Raw genomic sequence first — 20,561 nt, 5'->3', positions numbered from 1 at the left:
GGCGAGGAGGCACACCCATGAACGAGAACACCAAGGCGCTCAGCGACGCTGGCGTCAGCATCTGGCTCGACGACCTCTCGAGCGAGCGGCTCACGAGCGGCTCGCTCGCGGCGCTCATCGAGGAGCGCAACGTCGTCGGCGTCACGACCAACCCGACGATCTTCGCCAACGCGATCGCCGCCGGCGACAGCTACGAGGCCGCGGTCGTCGAGCAGGCCGGCCGCGGCGCCGGCGTCGACGAGGTCATCACGGCGCTCACCACGAAGGACGTGGCCGACGCGTGCGACCTGTTCGCCCCCGTCTACGAGGCGACAGGCGGCCGCGACGGCCGCGTGTCGATCGAGGTGGAGCCCGGGCTCGCCCGCGACACCGAGGGCACGATCGCCCAGGCGAAGCAGCTCCACGAGCGGGTCGGGCGCGAGAACGTGCTCATCAAGATCCCGGCGACCCGCGAGGGCCTCGAGGCGATCGCGGCGACGATCGGCGCGGGCATCAGCGTCAACGTCACGCTGATCTTCTCGCTCGACCGCTACCGCGACGTCATGAACGCCTACCTCACGGGCCTCGAGCGCGCGCAGCAGGCGGGCCACGACCTGTCGAGGATCCACTCGGTCGCGTCGTTCTTCGTCTCGCGCGTCGACACCGAGATCGACAAGCGCCTCGACGCGATCGGCACCGAGGAGGCCGCCGCGCTCAAGGGCAAGGCCGGGCTCGCCAACGCCCGGCTCGCCTACCGCGCGTGGCAGGAGACGTTCGCGACCGAGCGCGCGCTCACGCTGCTCGAGGCGGGCGCCAACACGCAGCGGCCGCTGTGGGCCTCGACGGGCGTCAAGGACCCGTCGCTGCCCGACACGCTCTACGTGACCGAGCTCGTCGCCCCGCAGACGGTCAACACCATGCCCGAGAAGACGCTCGAGGCGCTCGCCGACCACGGCACGATCACGGGCGACACCGTGACGGGCCGCGCCGACGAGTCGAGCGCACTGCTCGACGAGCTCGAGCGGGTCGGCGTCTCGTACGTCGAGGTCGTCGAGCTGCTCGAGACCGAGGGGCTCGAGAAGTTCGACGCCTCGTGGGCCGAGCTCGTCCAGACCGTGCAGGGCCACCTCGACCAGGCGGGAGCGGGGCGATGACCTTCACGATCACCGCCTCCGGCGCCGCGCTCGAGGCCATCGAGCGCATCGTGCCGCAGCTCGTCGTCGACGGCGTGGCCGGCCGCCTCGTCTCGGGCGACGCCACGCTCTGGGGCGAGGCCGCCGAGCCCGAGGCGTCGATCCGGCTCGGATGGGTCGAGGCCGCCGCGTCGACGCGCGGGCTCGTCGACGACATCGAGGCGCTCCGCAAGCAGCTGCGCCAGCACGGCGTCGACCGCATCGCGCTCGCCGGCATGGGCGGCTCGTCGCTCGCGCCGGAGGTCATCACGCGCACCGCGGGCGTCAACCTCACTGTGCTCGACTCCACCGAGCCCGGCCAGGTGCGTCGCGCGCTCCGCGACGGCCTGCAGCGCACCGCGCTCGTCGTGTCGTCGAAGTCGGGCTCGACGCTCGAGACCGACAGCCAGCGGCGGGCGTTCGAGGCCGCGTACCGCGACGCCGGGATCGACCCGACCGAGCGCATCATCGTGGTCACCGACCCCGGCTCCCCGCTCGACCAGGACGCCCGGCGCGCCGGCTACCGGGTCTTCAACGCCGACCCGAACGTCGGCGGCCGCTACTCGGCGCTCACGGCCTTCGGCATCGTGCCGTCGGGGCTCGCGGGCGTCGACGTGCGCGAGCTGCTCGACGAGGCCGTCGCGGCCCTGCCCGAGATCAGCGAGGACGCCGACGACAACCCCGGCCTGATGCTCGCGGCGGCGATCGCGGGCACCCGGCCGCTGCGCGACAAGCTCGGCATCGTCGCCGACGGCACGCACATCGTGGGCCTCGGCGACTGGGCCGAGCAGCTCATCGCCGAGTCGACCGGCAAGGACGGCGTGGGCATCCTGCCCGTCGTGCTCGAGAAGTCGGCGCCCGAGCTCTCGGCCGACCTGCCCGACCTGCAGGTCGTGCGCCTCGTCGGCTCCGCCCGCGAGGCGAGCCACGTGGAGCACGGCGAGGTCGAGGTCGCCGGCACGCTCGGCGCGCAGCTGCTCGTGTGGGAGTTCGCGACCGCGGTCGCCGGGCGCCTGCTCGGCATCAACCCCTTCGACCAGCCCGACGTCGAGTCGGCGAAGGTCGCCGCCCGCGGCCTGCTCGACGCGCTCGAGCCGCAGCGCCCCGCCGACGTCGTCGACGCGGGCATCGAGGTGCGCGGCACCGCGGGCGTCGTGCGCGACTCCCTCGAGGCATCCGTCGACGCGCTGCTCGCGCAGCTCGGCGAGGGCGGCTACGTCGCGGTGCACGCGTACCTCGACCGCATCGGCCAGCCGCGCTTCGAGCGGCTCCGCGCTGCCCTCGCGGCGCGCACGGGACGCCCGGTCACCTTCGGGTGGGGGCCGCGCTTCCTGCACTCGACGGGCCAGTACCACAAGGGCGGCACGCCGAACGGCGTCTTCCTGCAGCTGCTCGGCCAGCCGCACGAGGACCTCGACATCCCCGGCAGGCCCTTCACGTTCGGCCAGCTGCTGCAGGCGCAGGCCTCCGGCGACGCGAGCGTGCTCGCCGAGCACGGCCGGACCGTGCTCTCCCTCACGCTCAGCGACCTCGACGAGGGGCTCGACCGGCTCCTCGCCCTGGCAGGCCGATGACGGACACCGAGGTCGGGGCCGCGCACGCGGCCCCGACCGGCGTCGGCCCGGCACGCGGCGCCGGCGGCGCGGTGCAGCCGGTGCCGATCGGGCCCGGCGCCAACCCGCTGCGCGACCCGTCCGACCAGCGCCTCACGCGCATCCCCGGGCCGAACGCGATGACGTTCTTCGGCGTCACGGGCGACCTCGCGCGGAAGAAGCTGCTACCTGCCGTCTACGACCTCGCCAACCGCGGCCTGCTGCCGCCCGGCTTCGGACTCGTGGGCTTCGGCCGCCGCGACTGGACGCACGAGCAGTTCGCCGACGTCGTCCGCGAGGCGGTGCAGCAGCACGCGCGCACCGCGTTCCGCGAGTCGGTCTGGCGCCAGCTCTCCGAGGGCATCCGCTTCGTGCAGGGCGACTTCGACGACGACGCGGCCTTCGACCGGCTTGCCGAGGTGCTCGACGAGCTCGACCGCACGCGCGGCACCATGGGCAACCACGCCTTCTACCTCTCGATCCCGCCGAACGCCTTCCCGCTCGTCACGCAGCAGCTGAAGCGCTCCGGCCTCGCCGAGGACGACGGCGACCGCTGGCGCCGCGTCGTCATCGAGAAGCCCTTCGGGCACGACCTCGCCTCCGCGCGCGAGCTGAACGCCGTCGTCGAGTCGGTGTTCCCGCCCGACAGCGTCTTCCGCATCGACCACTACCTCGGCAAGGAGACGGTGCAGAACATCCTCGCGCTGCGCTTCGCCAACGCGCTGTGGGAGCCGATCTGGAACGCCAACCACATCGACCACGTGCAGATCACGATGGCCGAGGACATCGGCGTCGGCGGCCGCGCCGGCTACTACGACGGCATCGGCGCCGCGCGCGACGTCATCCAAAACCACCTGCTGCAGCTGTTCGCGCTCACCGCCATGGAGGAGCCGGTCTCGTTCGACGCCGCCGACCTGCGGGTCGAGAAGGAGAAGGTGCTGCGCGCCGCGCGTGTGCCGCTCCCACTCGACGAGTCGACCGCGCGCGGCCAGTACGCCGCGGGCTGGCACGGCGGCGCGCTCGTGAAGGGCTTTCTCGAGGAGGAGGGCATGCGCCCCGACTCCGGCACCGAGACCTACGCGGCCGTGCGGCTCGAGGTCGACACCCGCCGCTGGGCGGGCGTGCCCTTCTACCTGCGTGCCGGCAAGCGCCTCGGCCGCCGCGTCACCGAGATCGCGATCGTCTTCAAGCGCGCCTCGCAGTACCTCTTCGACGCATCCGACATGCGCACGATGAGCGAGAACGCGCTCGTCATCCGCGTGCAGCCGGACGAGGGCGTCTCGATGCGCTTCGGCTCGAAGGTGCCGGGCCCCGGCATGCACGTGCGCGACGTGACCATGGACTTCGGCTACGGGCACGCGTTCACCGAGGAGAGCCCCGAGGCGTACGAGCGGCTCATCCTCGACGTGCTGCTGGGCGACCCGCCCCTGTTCCCCCGCCACGAGGAGGTCGAGCTCTCCTGGAAGATCCTCGACCCGATCGAGGAGCACTGGGAGGCGCAGGGCGGCCCCGTGGAGCAGTACCAGCCGGGCTCGTGGGGCCCGCGCAGCGCGCACGAGCTCCTCGCGCGCGACGGACGGCACTGGAGGCGACCGTGATCATCCGACTCTCCCGCACGAACACCGCAGAGGTGCAGCGACGGATGCTCGAGATCCGCGACGAGGGCGGCGTGGTCGCGCTCGGGCGGGTGCTGACGCTCGTCATCCACACGCAGATCGGAGGCGAGGAGGAGGCGATCCGCGCCGCCAACGCCGCCTCCCGCGAGCACCCCATGCGCGTCATCGTCGTCTCGCGGAACCCCGACCACGTCAACGCCGGCGAGGAGCCGCGCCTCGACGCCGAGCTGCGCGTGGGCGCCGACGCCGGCGCGAGCGAGGTCGTGCTGCTGCAGTGCTACGGCGAGCTCGGCTCGCACCTGCTCGGCATCGTGCAGGGCCTGCTGCTGCCCGACGCGCCCGTCGTCGCCTGGTGGCCGAGCTTCATGCCCGAGACGCCCTCCGCGGCGCAGCTCGGCCAGATCTCGCAGCGCCGCATCACCGACTCCGGCCGGCAGGCGGACCCGCACGCGGCGATCCTGTCGCTCGCCGGCTGCTACACGCCCGGCGACACCGACCTCGCGTGGACGCGGCTGACGAACTGGCGCGCGCACCTCGCGGCGCTGCTCGACCAGCCGCCGTTCGAGCCGGTGCACGGCGGCCGCGTCTCGGGCGACCTCGGCAACCCGAGCGTGCACCTCATGGCCGCGTGGCTGCACCTGCGCCTCGGCGTGCCCATCGAGAAGGTCGAGGCGGGCGAGACCCCCACCGGCTCGAGCGGCCTGCACGCGGTCGAGCTGCAGCGCGACAGCGGCGACTCGTCGCTCACGCGCCTGCGCGACTCGGTGGGCGTGCTGCGGCAGCCCGGGCAGCCCGAGCACCACGTCGCGCTCTCGACCCGCGGGCTCGAGGACCAGCTCGCGGAGGAGCTCCGCAAGCTCGCACCCGACGACATGTACCGCCAGGTGCTGCTGTCGACGCTGGAGCACGCGGCATGAGCGTCGTCGTGCACGAGGGACGCGCCGCGCTCGTCGCGGCCACCGCCGACCGCCTGGTCGCGCTCCTGGCCGAGCTCGTCGAGGCCCAGGGGCGCGCGACCGTCGCGCTCACCGGCGGCAGTGTCGGCATCGAGCTGCTCGCGGCGCTCGTCGACCGCGAGGTCGACTGGTCGCGCATGCACCTGACGTGGAGCGACGAGCGGTTCGTCGCCGCCGACTCCCCCGACCGCAACGCGCGGCAGGCGCGCGAGGCGCTGCTCGACCGCGTGCCGATCCCCGCGGGCAACGTGCACGAGCTGCCCGCGGCGGGCTCCGCGTCCCTCGACGAGGCCGCCGCGGCCGCGACGGCGATGCTGGCCGAGCTCGGCACCGTCGACCTGACGCTGCTGGGCATGGGCCCGGATGCGCATGTGGCGTCGCTCTTCCCCGGCCTGCCGGGCGTGGCGCAGCCGGGCACCGGCGTGATCGCGGTGCGCGACTCCCCCAAGCCCCCGCCCGAGCGGCTGAGCTTCACGGTCGGCGCGATCGGCGCATCCGATCGCGTCTGGCTCGTCGTCGCCGGCGCCGACAAGGCCGAGGCGGTCGCGCTCGCACGCTCGGGCGCCTCGCCCGACGCCGCTCCGGCGGCCGCGGCGCACGGCCGGGTCGAGACGCTCTGGCTGCTCGACGACGAAGCGGCCGCCCTGCTGGAGCAGGACGGCCGCTAGGCAGGTCGGTCGCGGGTCAGCCGCGACCCTCGGCGGAGCGCAGCTTCTGCAGCGCCTCGTCGAGCAGCTGCACGGCCTCCTCGGGCGTGCGGCGCTCCTTCACGTAGGCGAGGTGCGTCTTGTACGGCTCGTTCTTCGAGAGCTGCGGCGGGTGCTCCTTGTCGCGGCCGGCGGGCAGGCCCGTCGACGGCGAGTCGATCACCTCGGGGATCTCGTCCTCGGGCAGGTCGGCCGCGAAGTAGCGGACCGTCTCGTTGCCCATCGCGTCCCAGTACGAGACCGCCACGCGCTCGGCGTGGAAGCCGCGGTCCTGCTCGCCCATGGGGCCCGCGCCGACGCGCGAGCCGCGGATCGCGCTGCCACCGGAGGCCATCAGATGCCCGCGATCTTGGTGATGAGGCCGAGCACCACGATCGACGCGAGCCAGGCGAGGCTGACCACGACGGTGATGGTGTTGAGGTTGCGCTCCGCGACGCCCGACGAGCCGAGCGACGAGCCGACGCCGCCGCCGAACATGTCGGACAGGCCGCCTCCGCGGCCCTTGTGCAGCAGGATGAACAGCGTCAGCAGCACAGACGTGATGCCGAGGATCACCTGCATGATGATCTGGAGAATCTCCACTAGCCCTCTTTCCGAATCCTCGACCGAGGTCGATGCCGTGGCGCAGGCCACGGGAAGTCCAACGAGCATCCTACCGCAGGGATTCCCGGCGGCCGGGTGCCGCGGAGGCGGCTCAGGTGCCGATGTGGTGCTGGAAGCGGCTGATGGCCGCGAACTCCGCCGCGTCGAGGCTCGCCCCGCCGACGAGCGCGCCGTCGATGTCGGGCTCGCGCATGAAGCCGGCGATGTTGCCCGACTTCACGCTGCCGCCGTAGAGGATGCGGGTCGCCGCCGCCGCCTCGTCGCCGCGCACCTCGGCGAGCGCCTGGCGCAGCGCCTGGCACACCTGCTGCGCCTGGTCGGCCGTGGCCGCCTGGCCCGAGCCGATCGCCCAGACGGGCTCGTACGCGACGACGATCTCGCCGGCCGCGGGCAGCTCGGCGAGCACGTCGCGCAGCTGCTGCACGGGCACCGCCGATGCGCCGTGCTGCTCGAGGTCCTCAGCCGTCTCGCCGACGCAGATCACCGGCGTGACGCCGTGGCGGAGCGCCGCGGCGGCCTTCCGGCCGACGATCGCGTCGGTCTCGCCGTGGTCCTGGCGGCGCTCGGAGTGGCCGACGATCGCGTAGGCGCAGTCGAGCTTCGCGAGCATCGCGGCGGACACCTCGCCCGTGTGGGCGCCCGCGTCGTGCTCCGAGACGTCCTGGGCGCCGTGCCGCAGCTCGAAGCGCTCGGCCGAGATGAGCGTCTGCACGCTGCGCAGGCCGGTGAAGGGCGGGAAGACCGCCACCTCGACCGCCGCGTGGTCGTGCTTCGCGTCCTGCAGCGTCCAGGCGAGCTTCTGCACGAGCGCGATCGCCTGCAGGTGGTCCTGGTGCATCTTCCAGTTGCCCGCGATCAGCGGGGTGCGGCTCGTGGTCATGGCCATTCCTCTCGTCACCAGCCCAGTGCTTCCAGGCCCGGCAGCCGGGCGCCCTCGAGGAACTCGAGGCTCGCGCCGCCGCCGGTGGAGATGTGCCCGAAGTCGTCGTCGGCGAAGCCGAGCTGGCGCACCGCGGCGGCGGAGTCGCCGCCGCCGACGACCGCGAGGCCGTCCACCTCGGTGAGCGCCTGGGCGACGGCCTTCGTGCCGGCCGCGAACGCCTCCATCTCGAACACGCCCATCGGGCCGTTCCAGAAGACGGTGCGCGCACCGCGGATGGCGTCGGCGAAGGCCGCGGCGGAGTCGGGCCCGATGTCGAGCCCGATGCCCGAGGCGCCGAAGCGGGACTGCTCGATCGCGTCGGACGCGACGGTCTCGTGCGCCGAGTCGGCGGCGAAGGACTCGGCGACGACGACGTCGGTCGGCAGCAGCAGCTCGACCCCCAGCTCCTCGGCCTGCGCGATGTAGCCGCGCACGCGCTCGAGCTGCTCCTCCTCGAGGAGGCTCGCGGCGACGCCGTGGCCCTGCGCGGCGAGGAACGTGAAGAGCATCCCGCCGCCGATGAGCAGGCGGTCGACGCGCGGCAGCAGGTGCTCGATGACGCCGAGCTTGTCGCTCACCTTCGAGCCGCCGAGCACGACCGCGTACGGCCGCTCGGGCGACTCGGTCAGGCGCGAGAGCACGTCGAGCTCGCGCTCGACGAGCAGGCCGGCGGCGCTCGGGAGCGCCTGGGCGAGCTCGAAGACGCTCGCCTGCTCGCGGTGCACGACGCCGAAGCCGTCGGAGACGAACGCGTCGGCCCCGGTCGCGAGCTCGGCGGCGAGGGCCGCGCGCTCGGCGGCGTCCTTGCTGGTCTCGCGCGGGTCGAAGCGCAGGTTCTCGAGCAGCGCGAGCTGCCCGTCCTGCAGGGCGATCCGCACGCGCTGCGCATCCTCGCCCACCGTGTCGGCGGCGAAGGCGACCGGCGAGCCGAGCAGCTCCTCCAGCCGCCGCGCCACCGGCGCGAGCGAGTACTTCGCCTCCGGCGCGCCCTTCGGGCGGCCGAGGTGCGAGATCGCCACGACCCTCGCGCCCTGCTCGAGCAGGGCGCGGAGGGTCGGCAGCGATGCGACGATGCGCCCCTCGTCGGTGATCTCGCCGTCCTGCAGCGGCACGTTGAAGTCGCACCGGATGAGGACGGTCCTGCCGGCGAGGTCGCCGAGGGTGTCGAGCGTGCGGATCGCCATGCGGATCAGAGCTTCGAGCCCACGTGCTCGGCGAGGTCGACGAGGCGGCAGGAGTAGCCCCACTCGTTGTCGTACCACGACGAGATCTTGACCTGGTCGCCCATCACCTTGGTGAGGCCGGAGTCGAAGATCGACGAGAACGGGTTGCCGACGATGTCGCTCGAGACGATCTCGTCCTCGGTGTACTGCAGGTAGCCCTTGAGCGGGCCCGACTCGGCGGCGGCCTTGTAGGCGGCGTTGATCTCGTCGACGGTGAGGCCGTCGCGGGTCTGCACCGTCAGGTCGGTGATCGAGCCGGTCGGCGTCGGCACGCGCAGCGCGTAGCCGTCGAGCAGGCCGTTGAGCTCCGGCAGCACGAGGCCGATGGCCTTCGCGGCGCCGGTCGAGGTCGGGATGATCGAGAGCGCTGCGGCGCGGGCGCGGCGCAGGTCGCTGTGCGGGCCGTCCTGCAGGTTCTGGTCGGCCGTGTAGGCGTGCACCGTCGTCATGAGGCCGCGCTCGATGCCGAACGACTCGTGGAAGACCTTCGCGAGCGGCGCGAGGCAGTTCGTCGTGCACGACGCGTTCGAGATGACGTGGTCGTTCTCGGGGTCGTACTGCTCGTGGTTGACGCCCATCACGAACGTGGGCGCGGGGCCCTTCGCGGGAGCGGAGAGGATGACCTTCTTCGCGCCGGCCGTCAGGTGCGCGGAGGCCTCCTCGACCTTCGTGAAGCGGCCGGTCGACTCGATGACGACGTCGACGTCGAGCTCGCCCCAGGGCAGCTTCGACGGATCCTTCTCGGCGAAGGCGCGGAAGTCGTCGTCGCCGACGCGGATGTGGCTCTCGTCGAAGCTCACCGGCGCGTCGATCGGCCCGGAGACCGAGTCGTACTTCAGCAGGTGGGCGAGGGTCTTGTTGTCGGTCAGATCGTTGACCGCGACGACGTCGATGTCAGCGCCCTGGGCAAGCGCTGCACGGACGAAGTTGCGGCCGATCCGGCCGAAGCCGTTGATGGCGACCTTCAGAGTCATGGGATGGGTTTCCTGACTGTCGGGGTGGAGAAGAGGCCCCGGGCGACGTGCCCGGGGCCCCGGTCACATGGTGACGTTTCGGGTCAGCGGACGATGAGTCCCGCGGTCTGCGCCTTGGCGGCGTCGAACCGGGCCTGGGCGTCCTGCCAGTTGACGATGTTCCAGAACGCCTTGACGTAGTCGGCCTTGACGTTGAGGTAGTCGAGGTAGAAGGCGTGCTCCCACATGTCGAGCATGAGGATCGGGTGCGCGCCGACCGGCACGTTGCCCTGCTGGTCGAAGAGCTGGAAGACGTTGAGTCGCGAGGCGATCGAGTCCCACGCGAGCACCGACCAGCCGGAGCCCTGGATGCCCGTGGCGTTCGCGGTGAAGTGCGCCTGGAACTTCGAGAAGTCGCCGAAGAACTCGCCGATCGCGGCCTGCAGCTCGCCCTCGGGCTCGCCGCCGCCGTCGCCGGAGAGGTTGTTCCAGAACACGGTGTGGTTCGTGTGCCCGCCGAGGTTGAACGCGAGGTCCTTCTCGAGCTTGTTGACGTTCGTCAGGTCGTCCGCGTCGCGCGCGGCCTGCAGCTTCTCGAGCGCGGTGTTCGCGCCGTCGACGTACGCCTTGTGGTGCTTGTCGTGGTGGAGCTCCATGATCTTCGCGGAGATGTGGGGCTCGAGTGCCGCGTAGTCGTAGGGCAGATCGGGAAGGGTGTAGACGGCCATGGGGCTCTCCTCTCTTGCGCGCGTCGCGCGCCGATTGGTCGGTCTCGATCCTATCCACGGCCCCTGCACGAGTCAGGAGCGCGGATGCCGGGCGTCACACGTCGATGTCCTCCGGCACGGCGGCCTCGGTGTCGGGGATGCCGCGGTCCTGCGCGGCGCGGTCGGCCATCGCGAGCAGGCGTCGGATGCGGCCCGCCACGGCGTCCTTCGTCATCGTCGGGGTGGCGAGGTGGCCGAGCTCGTCGAGGCTCGCGTCGCGGTGCTCGACGCGCAGCCTGCCGGCGTAGGCGAGGTGCTCGGGCACGTCGGGGCCGAGGATCTCGAGCGCGCGCTCGATCCGCGCGCACGCCGCGACGGCCGCCTGCGCGCTCCGGCGCAGGTTGGCGTCGTCGAAGTTCACGAGCCGGTTGGCGGTGGCGCGCACCTCGCGCCGCTGCCGCAGCTCGGCCCACGCCTGCACGGTCTCGTGGGCGCCCATGGTGGTGAGCATGCGCGAGATCTGCTCGCCCTCGCGGATGACGACGCGGTGCGTGCCGCGCACCTCGCGCGACTTCGCGGGCACGCCGAGCCTGCCGGCGGCACCGACGAGCGCCATCGCCGCCTCGTTGCCCGGGCAGGCCACCTCGAGCGCCGCGGAGCGCCCCGGGTCCGAGAGCGTGCCCTGGGCGAGGAAGGCGCCGCGCCAGACGCCCGCGAGGTCCTCGAGCGAGCCGGTGGTGACCTTGTTGGGCAGGCCGCGGACGGGCTTGCGCCGCGCATCCATCAGCCCCGTCTGCCGCGCGAGGGTCTCGCCCTCGGCGATGACCCGCACGAGGTAGGCGCCGCTCGAGCGGCTCGACGATGAGGACGAGATGCGGGCGATCTCGGCCTTCACGCCGTAGAGCTCGAGGATGCTGCGCGCGAGCCTCGCGGCGGCGGCGGCGGAGTCGAGCTCGCTCTCGACCGCGACGCGGTTCGAGATGACGTGCAGGCCGCCGGCGAAGCGCAGGAGGGTCGCGACCTCTGCCGCCTTCGTCTGGGGTCGCGTCACGCGCACCCGCGCGAGCTCCTCCTTGACGTCGTCGGTCAATGCCACGCCTGCTCCCTTCGTCATTCGCGCCCCAGGTCTCGATGCTTCACGGCCACGCGCAGCCCGGGCGTGCCCGACAGCCGCGAGGCCAGGTGCTCGGCCATCGCCACCGAGCGGTGCTTGCCGCCGGTGCAACCGACGCCCAGCACGGCGTGCAGCTTGTTCTCGCGCGCGAAGCCGGCCAGCACCGGCCGCAGCGCCTCGAGGTAGCGATCGGCGAACTCCGCCGCGCCCTCCTGCTCGAGCACGTAGTCGGCCACGAGCTGCTCGGTGCCGTCGTGGCCCCGCAGCTCGGGCTTCCAGAACGGGTTCGGCAGGAACCGCATGTCGGCGATCAGGTCGGCGTCGACGGGGATGCCGTACTTGAAGCCGAAGCTCATCACCGTCAGCGTCACCTCGAGCTCGCCGCCGGGCGCGAAGCGCTCCCCCACCCGGCGCGTCAGCTGGTGGGGGTTGAGGCCGGTCGTGTCGAGCAGGTCGTCGGCCATGCCGCGCAGCGCCTCGAGGCGCGTGCGCTCCATGCGGATGCCGTCGAGGATCGTGCCGTCGCCCTGCAGCGGGTGGGGCCGGCGCACCTGCTCGTAGCGGCGCACGAGCTCGGCGTCGCTCGCCTCGAGGAAGAGCACCCGCACGGAGTGCTCGGCGCGCAGCATCTCGACGAAGCGCTTCGCGTCGTCGAAGAGGGCGCCGCCGCGCACGTCGACGACGATCGCGAGGCGGGACTCGGTGGATGCGCTGGTGGCGGCGGTGCGCACGAGCGCGCGGAGCATGGTGGGCGGCAGGTTGTCGACCACGAACCAGCCGAGGTCCTCGAGCGCATTGGCGACCGTGGTGCGACCCGCGCCGGACATGCCGGTGATGATCACGATCTCTCTTGCGTTCACGGTTCCGATTCCTGTCGCTGGGGTTCGGCGACCATCGTATCGGCGCTGAGCGCTCGCGCCACGGCCAGCGCGAGCGCCGGCCCGACGCCCGCCACCTCCTGCAGCTGCTCGGGGCTCGCCGCGCGCACGCGCTTCGCCGAGCCGAAGTGCTTGAGCAGCGCGCGCACGCGCGACGGCCCGAGCCCAGGGATGCCGCTCAGCTGCGACTCGATCGCGCTCGAGCGCTTCTGCCGCTGGTAGCCGATCGCGACGCGGTGCGCCTCGTCGCGGAGGCGCTGCACGAGGTAGAGCGCCTCGCTCGAGCGCGGCAGGATCACCGGGAACTCCTCGTCGGGCAGCCACAGCTCCTCGAGCCGCTTGGCGATGCCGGCGAGCGCGACGCCCCGCACGCCCGCCTCGTCGAGCGCGCGCTTCGCCGCCTGCACCTGTGGACGGCCGCCGTCGACGAGCAGCAGCTGCGGCGTGTAGGCGAACCGCGACCCGGTGTCCTCCGGGTCGCCCTCGACGAGGTAGCGCGCGCGGCGCGTGATGATCTGGTGGATCGAGTCGGTGTCGTCGGTCGTCTGCGCGATCGCGAACTTGCGGTACTGGTCCTTGCGCGGCAGCCCGTCCTCGAACACCACCATCGACGCGACGACGCCGGTGCCGCCGAGGTGCGAGACGTCGAAGCACTCGATGCGCAGCGGCGCCTCGCTCATGCCGAGCGCCTCCTGCAGGTCGGCGAGCGCCTGCGAGCGGGTGACGTAGTCGCTCGTGCGCTTCGTGCGGGCCACCTGCAGCGCGTGGGCCGCGTTGACCGCCGCGGAGTCGGCGAGCCGGCGCTTCTCGCCGCGCTGCCCGACGCGCACCGCGACGCGCCCGCCGAGCCCCTGGTCGGCGCGGCGGTCGGTGAGCCACGCCTCGAGCTCGTGCACGCTCTCGGGCTGCTTCGGGAAGAGCACCTCGCGCGCGGGCGGGTCGCCCGTCTCGTAGGCGATGCGCAGCACCTGGGTGGCGAGCTCGCCCTCGGTGAGGTCGATCTCGGTGTCGACCACCCACGACTTCGTGCCGCGGATGCGGCCGCCCCGGACCGCGAACAGGTGCACGGCCGCGCTCAGCTCGTCGTGCACGAGGCCGAAGACGTCGGCGTCGACCTTGTCGGAGAGCACGACGCTCGTGCGCGCCAGCACCGTCTCGAGCGCCGAGAGCTGGTCGCGCAGGCGCGCGGCCCGCTCGAACTCGAGCCGCGCGCTCGCGCGCTGCATCTGCTCCCGCACCCGGTCGACGAACTCCTGGTCGCCGCCGTTCATGAAGGCGACGAGGTCGTTGGCCGTCGCACGATGCTCCTCGAGCGTGACGCGCCCGACGCACGGCGCCGAGCACTTGCCGATGTCGCCCAGCAGGCACGGCCGGCCGGTGCGCTCGGCCCGGTCGTAGACCGACTGGCTGCACGAGCGCATCGGGAAGGCCTTCAGCAGCAGGTCGAGCGTCTCGCGGATCGCCCAGACCTTCGTGTAGGGCCCGAAGTAGCGCGCCCCGCGGATGCCGCGGTTGCGCGTGATGAGCGCCCGCGGCACGTCGTCGCGCATCGTCACGGCGAGGTACGGGTACGACTTGTCGTCGCGGAACTGCACGTTGAAGGGCGGCTCGTACTCCTTGATCCAGGTGAACTCGAGCTGCAGCGCCTCGAACTCGCTCGCGACGATCGTCCACTCGACGCGCACGGCCGTCAGCACCATCCGGCGGGTGCGCTCGTGCAGCGTCTCGAGCGGCTGGAAGTAGTTCGCGAGCCGCTGCCGCAGGTTCTTCGCCTTGCCGACGTAGAGCACGCGCTCGTGCTCGTCGCGGAAGCGGTACACGCCGGGCGCGGTGGGGATCGTGCCGGGCGCCGGCTTGTACGCGACCGTGCGCGAGCCGGGGGCGCGGCTCATCGCACTCCCGCGCCCAGGATCTCCTTCAGGAAGCCGCCCGTGTGGCTGGCCTCGACCTCCGCCACCTCCTCGGGGGTGCCGGTCGCCACGATGGTGCCGCCCCCGGAGCCGCCCTCGGGACCGAGGTCGATGATCCAGTCGGCGCTCTTGATCACGTCGAGCGAGTGCTCGATCGTGAGCACCGTGTTGCCCTTCTCGACCAGGCCGTCGAGCACCTCGAGCAGCTTCCGCACGTCGTCGAAGTGCAGGCCCGTGGTGGGCTCGTCGAGCACGTAGATGGCGCGGCCGGAGGTGCGGCGCTGCAGCTCGGTCGCGAGCTTCACGCGCTGCGCCTCGCCGCCGGAGAGCGTCGTCGCCGACTGCCCGAGCCGCACGTAGCCGAGGCCGACGTCGACCAGGGTCTTCAGGTAGCGGTGGATCGACGAGATCGGCTGGAAGAACTCGGCGGCCTCCTCGATCGGCATCGCCAGCACGTCGGCGATCGACTTGCCCTTGTAGTGCACCGAGAGCGTGTCGCGGTTGTAGCGAGCGCCGTGGCACACCTCGCACTCGACGTAGACGTCGGGCAGGAAGTTCATCTCGATCTTGAGCGTGCCGTCGCCCTGGCACGCCTCGCAGCGGCCGCCCTTGACGTTGAAGGAGAAGCGGCCGGCGAGGTAGCCGCGGGCCTTCGCCTCGGAGGTCTCGGCGAACAGGTTGCGGATCTTGTCGAACACGCCCGTGTAGGTCGCGGGGTTGGAGCGCGGCGTGCGGCCGATCGGCCCCTGGTCGACGTGGATCGCCTTGTCGAGGTGGCCGAGCCCGGTGACGCGCGTGTGCTTCGCGGGCACCTGGCGCGCGCCGTTGAGCGCGTTGGCGAGCACCTTGTAGAGGATGTCGTTGACGAGCGTCGACTTGCCGGAGCCGGAGACGCCCGTGACGGCGACGAACACGCCGAGCGGGATGTCGACGTCGATGCCCTGCAGGTTGTTGGCCCGCGCGCCCTCGATGCGCAGCTTGCGGCCGGGGTCGAGCGGCCGGCGGCGCTCGGGCACCGGGATCGACTCGCGCCCGGCGAGGTAGGCGCCGGTGAGCGACGTCGGGTGCTCGAGCAGCGACTCGTAGGTGCCCGAGTGCACCACCTCGCCGCCGCGCTCGCCCGCGCCCGGGCCGATGTCGACCACCCAGTCGGCGGTGCGGATGGTGTCCTCGTCGTGCTCGACGACGATGAGCGTGTTGCCGAGGTCGCGGAGCGTCTCGAGCGTGCCGATGAGCTTGCGGTTGTCGCGCTGGTGCAGGCCGATCGAGGGCTCGTCGAGCACGTACAGCACACCGGTGAGGCCGGCGCCGATCTGCGTGGCGAGGCGGATGCGCTGGGCCTCGCCGCCTGAGAGCGTCGCGGCCGCGCGCGAGAGCGACAGGTAGCCGAGCCCGACGCGGATGAGGAAGTCGAGCCGCGCGCGGATCTCGCGCAACACCGCGGCCGCGATGTGCGCCTCGCGCTCGTCGAGCTCGAGGCCGTGCATGTACGCGTGCGCGTCGTCGAGGCTCATGTCGGCGACGGTGGCGATCGAGCTGCCGTGCACGAGCACGCCCAGCACCTCGGGGCGCAGGCGCGCGCCGCCGCACTCGGGGCACGGCACCTCGCGCAGGAACTCGCCGTGCTTCGACCGCGCCCAGTCGCTGTCGGCCTCGGTGTGCTTGCGCTGGATGTAGGGCATGACGCCCTCGTAGCCCGACGCGTACTTCAGCTGCCGGCCGTAGCGGTTGCGCCACTGGACCATGACGTTGCCCTCGGTGCCGTGCAGGATGACGTGGCGCACGTCGCTGTCGAGGTCGCGCCAGGGGGTGTCGAGCGAGAAGCCCATCTCGCGCGCGAGGCCGCCGAGCAGCCGCTCGAAGTAGGTGTAGAGCCCCTTGCCCGACTGCGTCCACGGCAGGATCGCGCCCTCGCGCAGCGACAGCGCCTCGTCGGCGATCACGAGGTCGGCGTCGGCGGCCATGCGCGTGCCGATGCCGGTGCACTCGGGGCACGCGCCGAACGGGGCGTTGAACGAGAAGGTGCGCGGCTCGATCTCGGTGAGCGCGACGGGGTGCCGGTTCGGGCACGAGAGCTTCTCGCTGAAGGTGCGGCGCCGGCCCTCGTCGTCCTCCTCGAGGTCGACGTAGTCGATCGTCGCGAGCCCGTCGGCGAGCCGCAGGGCGGTCTCGAGCGAGTCGGTGAGGCGCGTCAGCATGCCGGGCTCGGCCACCAGCCGGTCGACGACCACGGCGATGTCGTGCTTCTGCTGCTTCTTGAGCGCCGGCGCGTCGGCGAGCTGCACGAGCTCGCCGTCGATCACGGCGCGCGAGTAGCCGGTGGCGACGAGGTTGCGCACCAGGTCGACGAACTCGCCCTTCTTCTGCTGGACGACCGGCGCGAGGATCTGGAAGCGCGTGCGCTCGGGCAGCTCCATGAGCTCGTCGGCGATCTGCTGCACCGTCTGGCGCTGGATGCGCTCGCCGCAGACGGGGCAGTGCGGCACGCCGATGCGCGCCCACAGCAGGCGCATGTAGTCGAACACCTCGGTGATGGTGCCGACCGTCGAGCGCGGGTTGCGGTTGGTCGACTTCTGGTCGATCGACACCGCCGGGCTCAGCCCCTCGATGAAGTCGACGTCGGGCCGGTCGACCTGGCCGAGGAACTGGCGCGCGTAGGCCGACAGCGACTCGACGTAGCGGCGCTGCCCCTCGGCGAAGATGGTGTCGAACGCGAGCGACGACTTGCCGGAGCCGGAGAGCCCCGTGAACACCACCAGCGCGTCGCGCGGGATGCGCAGATCGACGTCCTTGAGGTTGTGCTCGCGCGCGCCGCGCACGTGCAGCTCGGAGGTGTTCGTGGTCCTGATCGTCACCCGACGAGTCTACGAGCGGCCACCCACACGGCGGCCCGTGTTCGCGCTCGGCTCATCCCCCGACGGCGTCCCTGCTCACCCCTCGATGCGCCCGATCGGCTCGTCGAGGGCCACCGACGCGCCCTCCTCGGCGAGGCGCCGCAGCGTGCCCGCGCGGTGCGCGGCGACGCGCGTCTCCATCTTCATCGCGTCGACGACGGCGACGGCCTGGCCGGACTCCACCGCAGCCCCGTCCTCCACGAGCCATCGCACGAGCGTGCCCGGCACGGGCGCCGTCACCGCCGAGGCGTCCGCGGCCGGCGCGGCGGGCTCCGCGGCCGACGCCGAGCCGCCGGGCGCCGCGAGCAGCCCGTCGGGCAGCCCGAGCACGACGCGGCGGCCGTCGACCTCGATCGCCACGCGGCGCAGCCGGGCGCCGGGGGCGGGCGCGGGCCGCAGCTGGGGCTCGAGGCGCGGCATGAGGTCGGCCTCGATCCACTGCGTCGAGACCGCGAAGCCCTCGGTCGAGAAGGCGGGCTCGTCAAGCACCGCCTCGGCGAACGGCGCCACGGTCGCGACGCCCACCACCTCGAGCTCGCGGAGCGCCCGGCGCATGCGCACGAGGGCGGCGTCGCGGTCGGGCGCGTGCACGATGAGCTTCGCCGCGAGCGAGTCGAACGCCGCCTCGACGCGGTCGCCGGCCTCGACGCCCGCGTCCCAGCGCACGCCGGGGCCCGCCGGCGCCCGCAGCGCCTCGACGAGGCCCGGGCTGGGGAGGAACCCGCGACCCGGGTCCTCGGCGTTCAGCCGCAGCTCGATCGCGTGGCCCGACGGCGCGGGCGTCTCGCGGATCGACGGGCCGAGCCCTTCGGCGATGCGCAGCTGCTCGCGCACGAGGTCGACCCCGGTGACGGCCTCGGTGACCGGATGCTCGACCTGCAGCCGGGTGTTCACCTCGAGGAACGAGATGGTGCCGTCGGCTCCCAGGAGGAACTCGACCGTGCCCGCGCCGCGGTAGTCGACGGCGGCGCAGATCGCGCGCGACGCGTCGTGGATGCGGGCCCGCTGCGCGTCGGTGAGACCGGGCGCGGGCGCCTCCTCGATGAGCTTCTGGCTGCGCCGCTGCAGCGAGCAGTCGCGGTCGCCGACGACGACCACGCCGCCCGCGCCGTCGCCGAGCACCTGCGCCTCGACGTGCCGCGGCCGCTCGAGGTAGCGCTCGATGAAGCACTCCCCGCGGCCGAACGCCGCGATCGCCTCGCGCGTGGCCGAGCCGAACGCATCCGCGACCTCGTCGATGGTGCGCGCGACCTTCAGGCCGCGGCCGCCGCCGCCGAACGCCGCCTTCACGACCACCGGCAGCCCGTGCTCGCGCGCGAACGCGACCGCCTCGTCGGCGTCGGCCAGCGGCCGGTCGGTGCCGGCCGCGAGCGGCGCGCCCGCCTCCTGCGCGATGCGGCGCGCCGTGACCTTGTCGCCGAGCGCGTCGATGCTCTCGGGCGTCGGCCCGATCCACGTGAGGCCCGCCTCCTCGACGGCGCGCGCGAACGCGGCGCTCTCGGAGAGGAAGCCGTAGCCCGGGTGCACCGCGTCGGCGCCGGCGGTGCGGGCGGCCGCGAGCAGCGCGTCGATGCTGAGGTACGTCTCGGCGGCGGTCGTGCCCTCGAGCGCGACGGCCTCGTCGGCGTGCCGCACGTGCATCGCGTCGACGTCCTGGTCGGCGTACACGGCGACCGAGCGGTAGCCGGCCTCGGCGCAGGCGCGCGCGATGCGCACGGCGATCTCGCCGCGATTGGCGATCAGGATCTTCTCCACGTCGTCCTCCTGGTCAGTGGGGCGGCGCCGCGATGCGGAACCGGATGCGGGCGCCCGGCGGCAGCTGCCCGGCGAGGTCGAGGTCGCGGTCGACGACCGCGCCGATGATCGGGTAGCCGCCCGTGAGCGGGTGGTCGGGCAGGAAGAGCACCGGCTGGCCGTCGGGCGGCACCTGGATGGCGCCGGTCACCGCGCCCTCGCTCTCGAGCTCGCCCTCGCGGGAGCGCTCGAGCGGCGTCGCGCCCTCGAGGCGCACGCCCACCCGGTCGGAGCGCGGCGTCACGAGCCACTCCTGCTCGACGAGCGCCGCGAGGGCGTCGTCGGCGAACCAGTCGGTGCGCGGGCCCAGCACGATGCCGAGCTCGACGACGTCGCCCGGGCGGGGCAGGCGGATGCGGGGGGCCCGGGTGCGCTCGACCGCTGCGGTGCCGCCGGCCGGGCCGTGCAGGGGCAGCGCGTCCCCCGCTGCGAGCGGCGCGGGGCCGAGCCCGGCGAGCGTGTCGGTCGCGAGGCTGCCGAGCACCGGTTCGAGGGCGATGCCGCCGCGGATGGCGATCATGGTGCGCAGGCCGTCGCGGAGGCCCCCGATGCGCAGCTCGTCGCCGTCGTCGACCGCGACGGCACGCTCGGGCTCGACGGCGTGCGGGCCGTGCGGCGTCTCGAGCGACGCGTCGGCGTGGGCGCCGGCGAGCGCGGCCACGGCGGGGCCGCGGAACCGCAGCACCGCTCCCCCGCCGGCGAGCTCGAGCCCGGCGGTGCCGGGCGGGTTGCCGACGGCGCGGTTCGCCTCCCGCAGCGCGCCGCGGTCGGCGGCGCCGGAGGCCGAGACGCCCTGGGCCGCGAGGCCGGGCCGGCCGAGGTCCTGCACGAGCAGCTGCACGCCGGGCCGCACGACCTCGACCGCGTGGGCGGCCGTGACGGCGTCGCGCTGCGGCGCCGCGGGTGCGGCGAGCTCGCGGTCGACGCGCTCGAAGCGCACCGCCGTGCCGGGCGCGAGCAGCGCGGGCGGGTCGCGGTCGAGGTCCCACATCTGCGCGTCGGTGCGGCCGATCAGCTGCCAGCCGCCCGGGCTCTCCTTCGGGTAGACGCCCGAGAAGCGGCCCGCGAGGGCCACGGAGCCGGCGGGGATGCGCGTGCGGGGCGACGGACGGCGCGGCACGTCGAAGAGCGGGTCGTCGCCGACGAGGTAGCCGAAGCCGGGCGCGAAGCCGGTGAAGGCGACGGTCCAGGTGGCCGCCTGGTGCCGAGCGACGAGCTCGTCCTCGCTCACGCCGAGCACCTGCGCGACCTCGGCGAGGTCCTCGCCGTCGTAGCGCACCGGGATCACGACGGAGCCGAGGCCCGCTGCGCGCGACTCCTCCGGGGCCACCGCGAGCAGCCGCTCCGAGAGCGCCCGGGCGTCGACGAGCGTGGGGTCGAAGCGCACGAGCACCGTGCGCGCGGCCGGCACGAGCTCGGTGACGCCGGGGAGCCGGGCGGCGACGAGCGCCGGCAGCAGCCGCATGGCCTCGTCGAGGTCGGCCGCCTCGAGCAGGAGCGCCGTGTCGGCGGCGGGCAGCACCCTCACCGCCGAGCCCCCT

Annotated in this window: 17 protein-coding genes; 5 read left to right on the top strand and 12 right to left on the bottom strand. The window is 73.3% G+C overall.

The features are described from left to right. The first annotated feature begins 17 nt into the window (after window positions 1-17). The 5 genes from tal (at window position 18) to pgl (ending at window position 5,983) form a co-directional block, all read left to right on the top strand. Window positions 18-1,133, top strand: a complete 1,116-nt coding sequence (gene tal / locus J2X49_RS09220; RefSeq protein WP_128189684.1) for a transaldolase — start codon at window positions 18-20, stop codon at window positions 1,131-1,133. Then, a complete protein-coding gene (locus J2X49_RS09215; protein WP_310125225.1) occupies window positions 1,130-2,725 on the top strand; it encodes a glucose-6-phosphate isomerase in 1,596 nt (531 codons plus the stop codon). The genes tal and J2X49_RS09215 overlap by 4 nt, the downstream gene beginning before the upstream one ends. A 71-nt stretch (window positions 2,726-2,796) precedes the next feature. Then, the gene (gene zwf, locus J2X49_RS09210) at window positions 2,797-4,341 is read left to right on the top strand and encodes a glucose-6-phosphate dehydrogenase (protein WP_246993537.1); all 1,545 of its coding nucleotides are present in this window, start codon (window positions 2,797-2,799) and stop codon (window positions 4,339-4,341) included. After that, the gene (locus J2X49_RS09205; protein WP_246991004.1) at window positions 4,338-5,276 is read left to right on the top strand and encodes a glucose-6-phosphate dehydrogenase assembly protein OpcA; all 939 of its coding nucleotides are present in this window, start codon (window positions 4,338-4,340) and stop codon (window positions 5,274-5,276) included. The genes zwf and J2X49_RS09205 overlap by 4 nt, the downstream gene beginning before the upstream one ends. Then, window positions 5,273-5,983: a 6-phosphogluconolactonase gene (gene pgl, locus J2X49_RS09200; protein WP_246991007.1), complete on the top strand. Its 711-nt coding sequence runs from the start codon at window positions 5,273-5,275 to the stop codon at window positions 5,981-5,983. The genes J2X49_RS09205 and pgl overlap by 4 nt, the downstream gene beginning before the upstream one ends. 16 nt (window positions 5,984-5,999) lie before the next feature. On the opposite strand, the gene J2X49_RS09195 is transcribed toward pgl, so the two are convergent. From J2X49_RS09195 to J2X49_RS09140, 12 genes are all read right to left on the bottom strand, one after another. Continuing rightward, window positions 6,000-6,356: an RNA polymerase-binding protein RbpA gene (locus tag J2X49_RS09195; protein WP_128189680.1), complete on the bottom strand. Its 357-nt coding sequence runs from the start codon at window positions 6,354-6,356 to the stop codon at window positions 6,000-6,002. After that, window positions 6,356-6,604 (bottom strand): preprotein translocase subunit SecG, encoded by a 249-nt coding sequence (gene secG, locus J2X49_RS09190; RefSeq protein ID WP_128189698.1) that lies wholly within the window; start codon window positions 6,602-6,604, stop codon window positions 6,356-6,358. Before secG ends, J2X49_RS09195 begins: the two co-directional genes overlap by 1 nt. Window positions 6,605-6,716: 112 nt before the next feature. Beyond that, entirely contained in the window at window positions 6,717-7,511 is a 795-nt protein-coding gene (gene tpiA / locus J2X49_RS09185) for a triose-phosphate isomerase (RefSeq protein WP_246991010.1), read from the bottom strand. An 8-nt stretch (window positions 7,512-7,519) separates the two neighbouring features. Beyond that, on the bottom strand, window positions 7,520-8,731 hold the full coding sequence (locus J2X49_RS09180) for a phosphoglycerate kinase (protein ID WP_246991012.1): 1,212 nt from the start codon (window positions 8,729-8,731) through the stop codon (window positions 7,520-7,522). 5 nt (window positions 8,732-8,736) lie between these two features. Continuing rightward, the gene (gene gap / locus J2X49_RS09175; RefSeq protein ID WP_146356124.1) at window positions 8,737-9,744 is read right to left on the bottom strand and encodes a type I glyceraldehyde-3-phosphate dehydrogenase; all 1,008 of its coding nucleotides are present in this window, start codon (window positions 9,742-9,744) and stop codon (window positions 8,737-8,739) included. An 83-nt stretch (window positions 9,745-9,827) separates the two neighbouring features. Next, window positions 9,828-10,451, bottom strand: coding sequence for a superoxide dismutase (locus J2X49_RS09170; protein ID WP_310125216.1), 624 nt, complete (start codon window positions 10,449-10,451; stop codon window positions 9,828-9,830). A 94-nt stretch (window positions 10,452-10,545) separates the two neighbouring features. Further along, window positions 10,546-11,526, bottom strand: coding sequence for a DNA-binding protein WhiA (gene whiA, locus J2X49_RS09165; protein ID WP_310125213.1), 981 nt, complete (start codon window positions 11,524-11,526; stop codon window positions 10,546-10,548). Window positions 11,527-11,540: 14 nt separating this feature from the next. Further along, on the bottom strand, window positions 11,541-12,404 hold the full coding sequence (rapZ, locus tag J2X49_RS09160; protein ID WP_225792723.1) for an RNase adapter RapZ: 864 nt from the start codon (window positions 12,402-12,404) through the stop codon (window positions 11,541-11,543). After that, a complete protein-coding gene (uvrC, locus tag J2X49_RS09155; protein WP_310125208.1) occupies window positions 12,401-14,314 on the bottom strand; it encodes an excinuclease ABC subunit UvrC in 1,914 nt (637 codons plus the stop codon). The genes rapZ and uvrC overlap by 4 nt, the downstream gene beginning before the upstream one ends. After that, window positions 14,311-17,187 carry an excinuclease ABC subunit UvrA gene (gene uvrA / locus J2X49_RS09150; protein WP_310125205.1) on the bottom strand — a complete coding sequence of 959 codons (2,877 nt, stop codon included), beginning with the start codon at window positions 17,185-17,187 and terminating at the stop codon, window positions 14,311-14,313. The genes uvrC and uvrA overlap by 4 nt, the downstream gene beginning before the upstream one ends. Before the next feature lie 75 nt (window positions 17,188-17,262). Then, complete coding sequence (locus tag J2X49_RS09145; protein WP_246991019.1) at window positions 17,263-18,981, bottom strand: biotin carboxylase N-terminal domain-containing protein; 1,719 nt, start codon at window positions 18,979-18,981, stop codon at window positions 17,263-17,265. 13 nt (window positions 18,982-18,994) lie between these two features. Next, on the bottom strand, window positions 18,995-20,548 hold the full coding sequence (locus J2X49_RS09140) for an urea amidolyase family protein (protein ID WP_246991021.1): 1,554 nt from the start codon (window positions 20,546-20,548) through the stop codon (window positions 18,995-18,997). Between the last annotated feature and the right edge of the window lie 13 nt (window positions 20,549-20,561).

This window comes from Agrococcus sp. BE272 (genome assembly GCF_031457935.1).
In the GTDB taxonomy this organism is placed as follows: domain Bacteria; phylum Actinomycetota; class Actinomycetes; order Actinomycetales; family Microbacteriaceae; genus Agrococcus; species Agrococcus sediminis.
The sequence above is the reverse complement of the archived record's forward strand: the minus strand, read 5'-3'. Positions and strand labels throughout refer to the sequence as shown.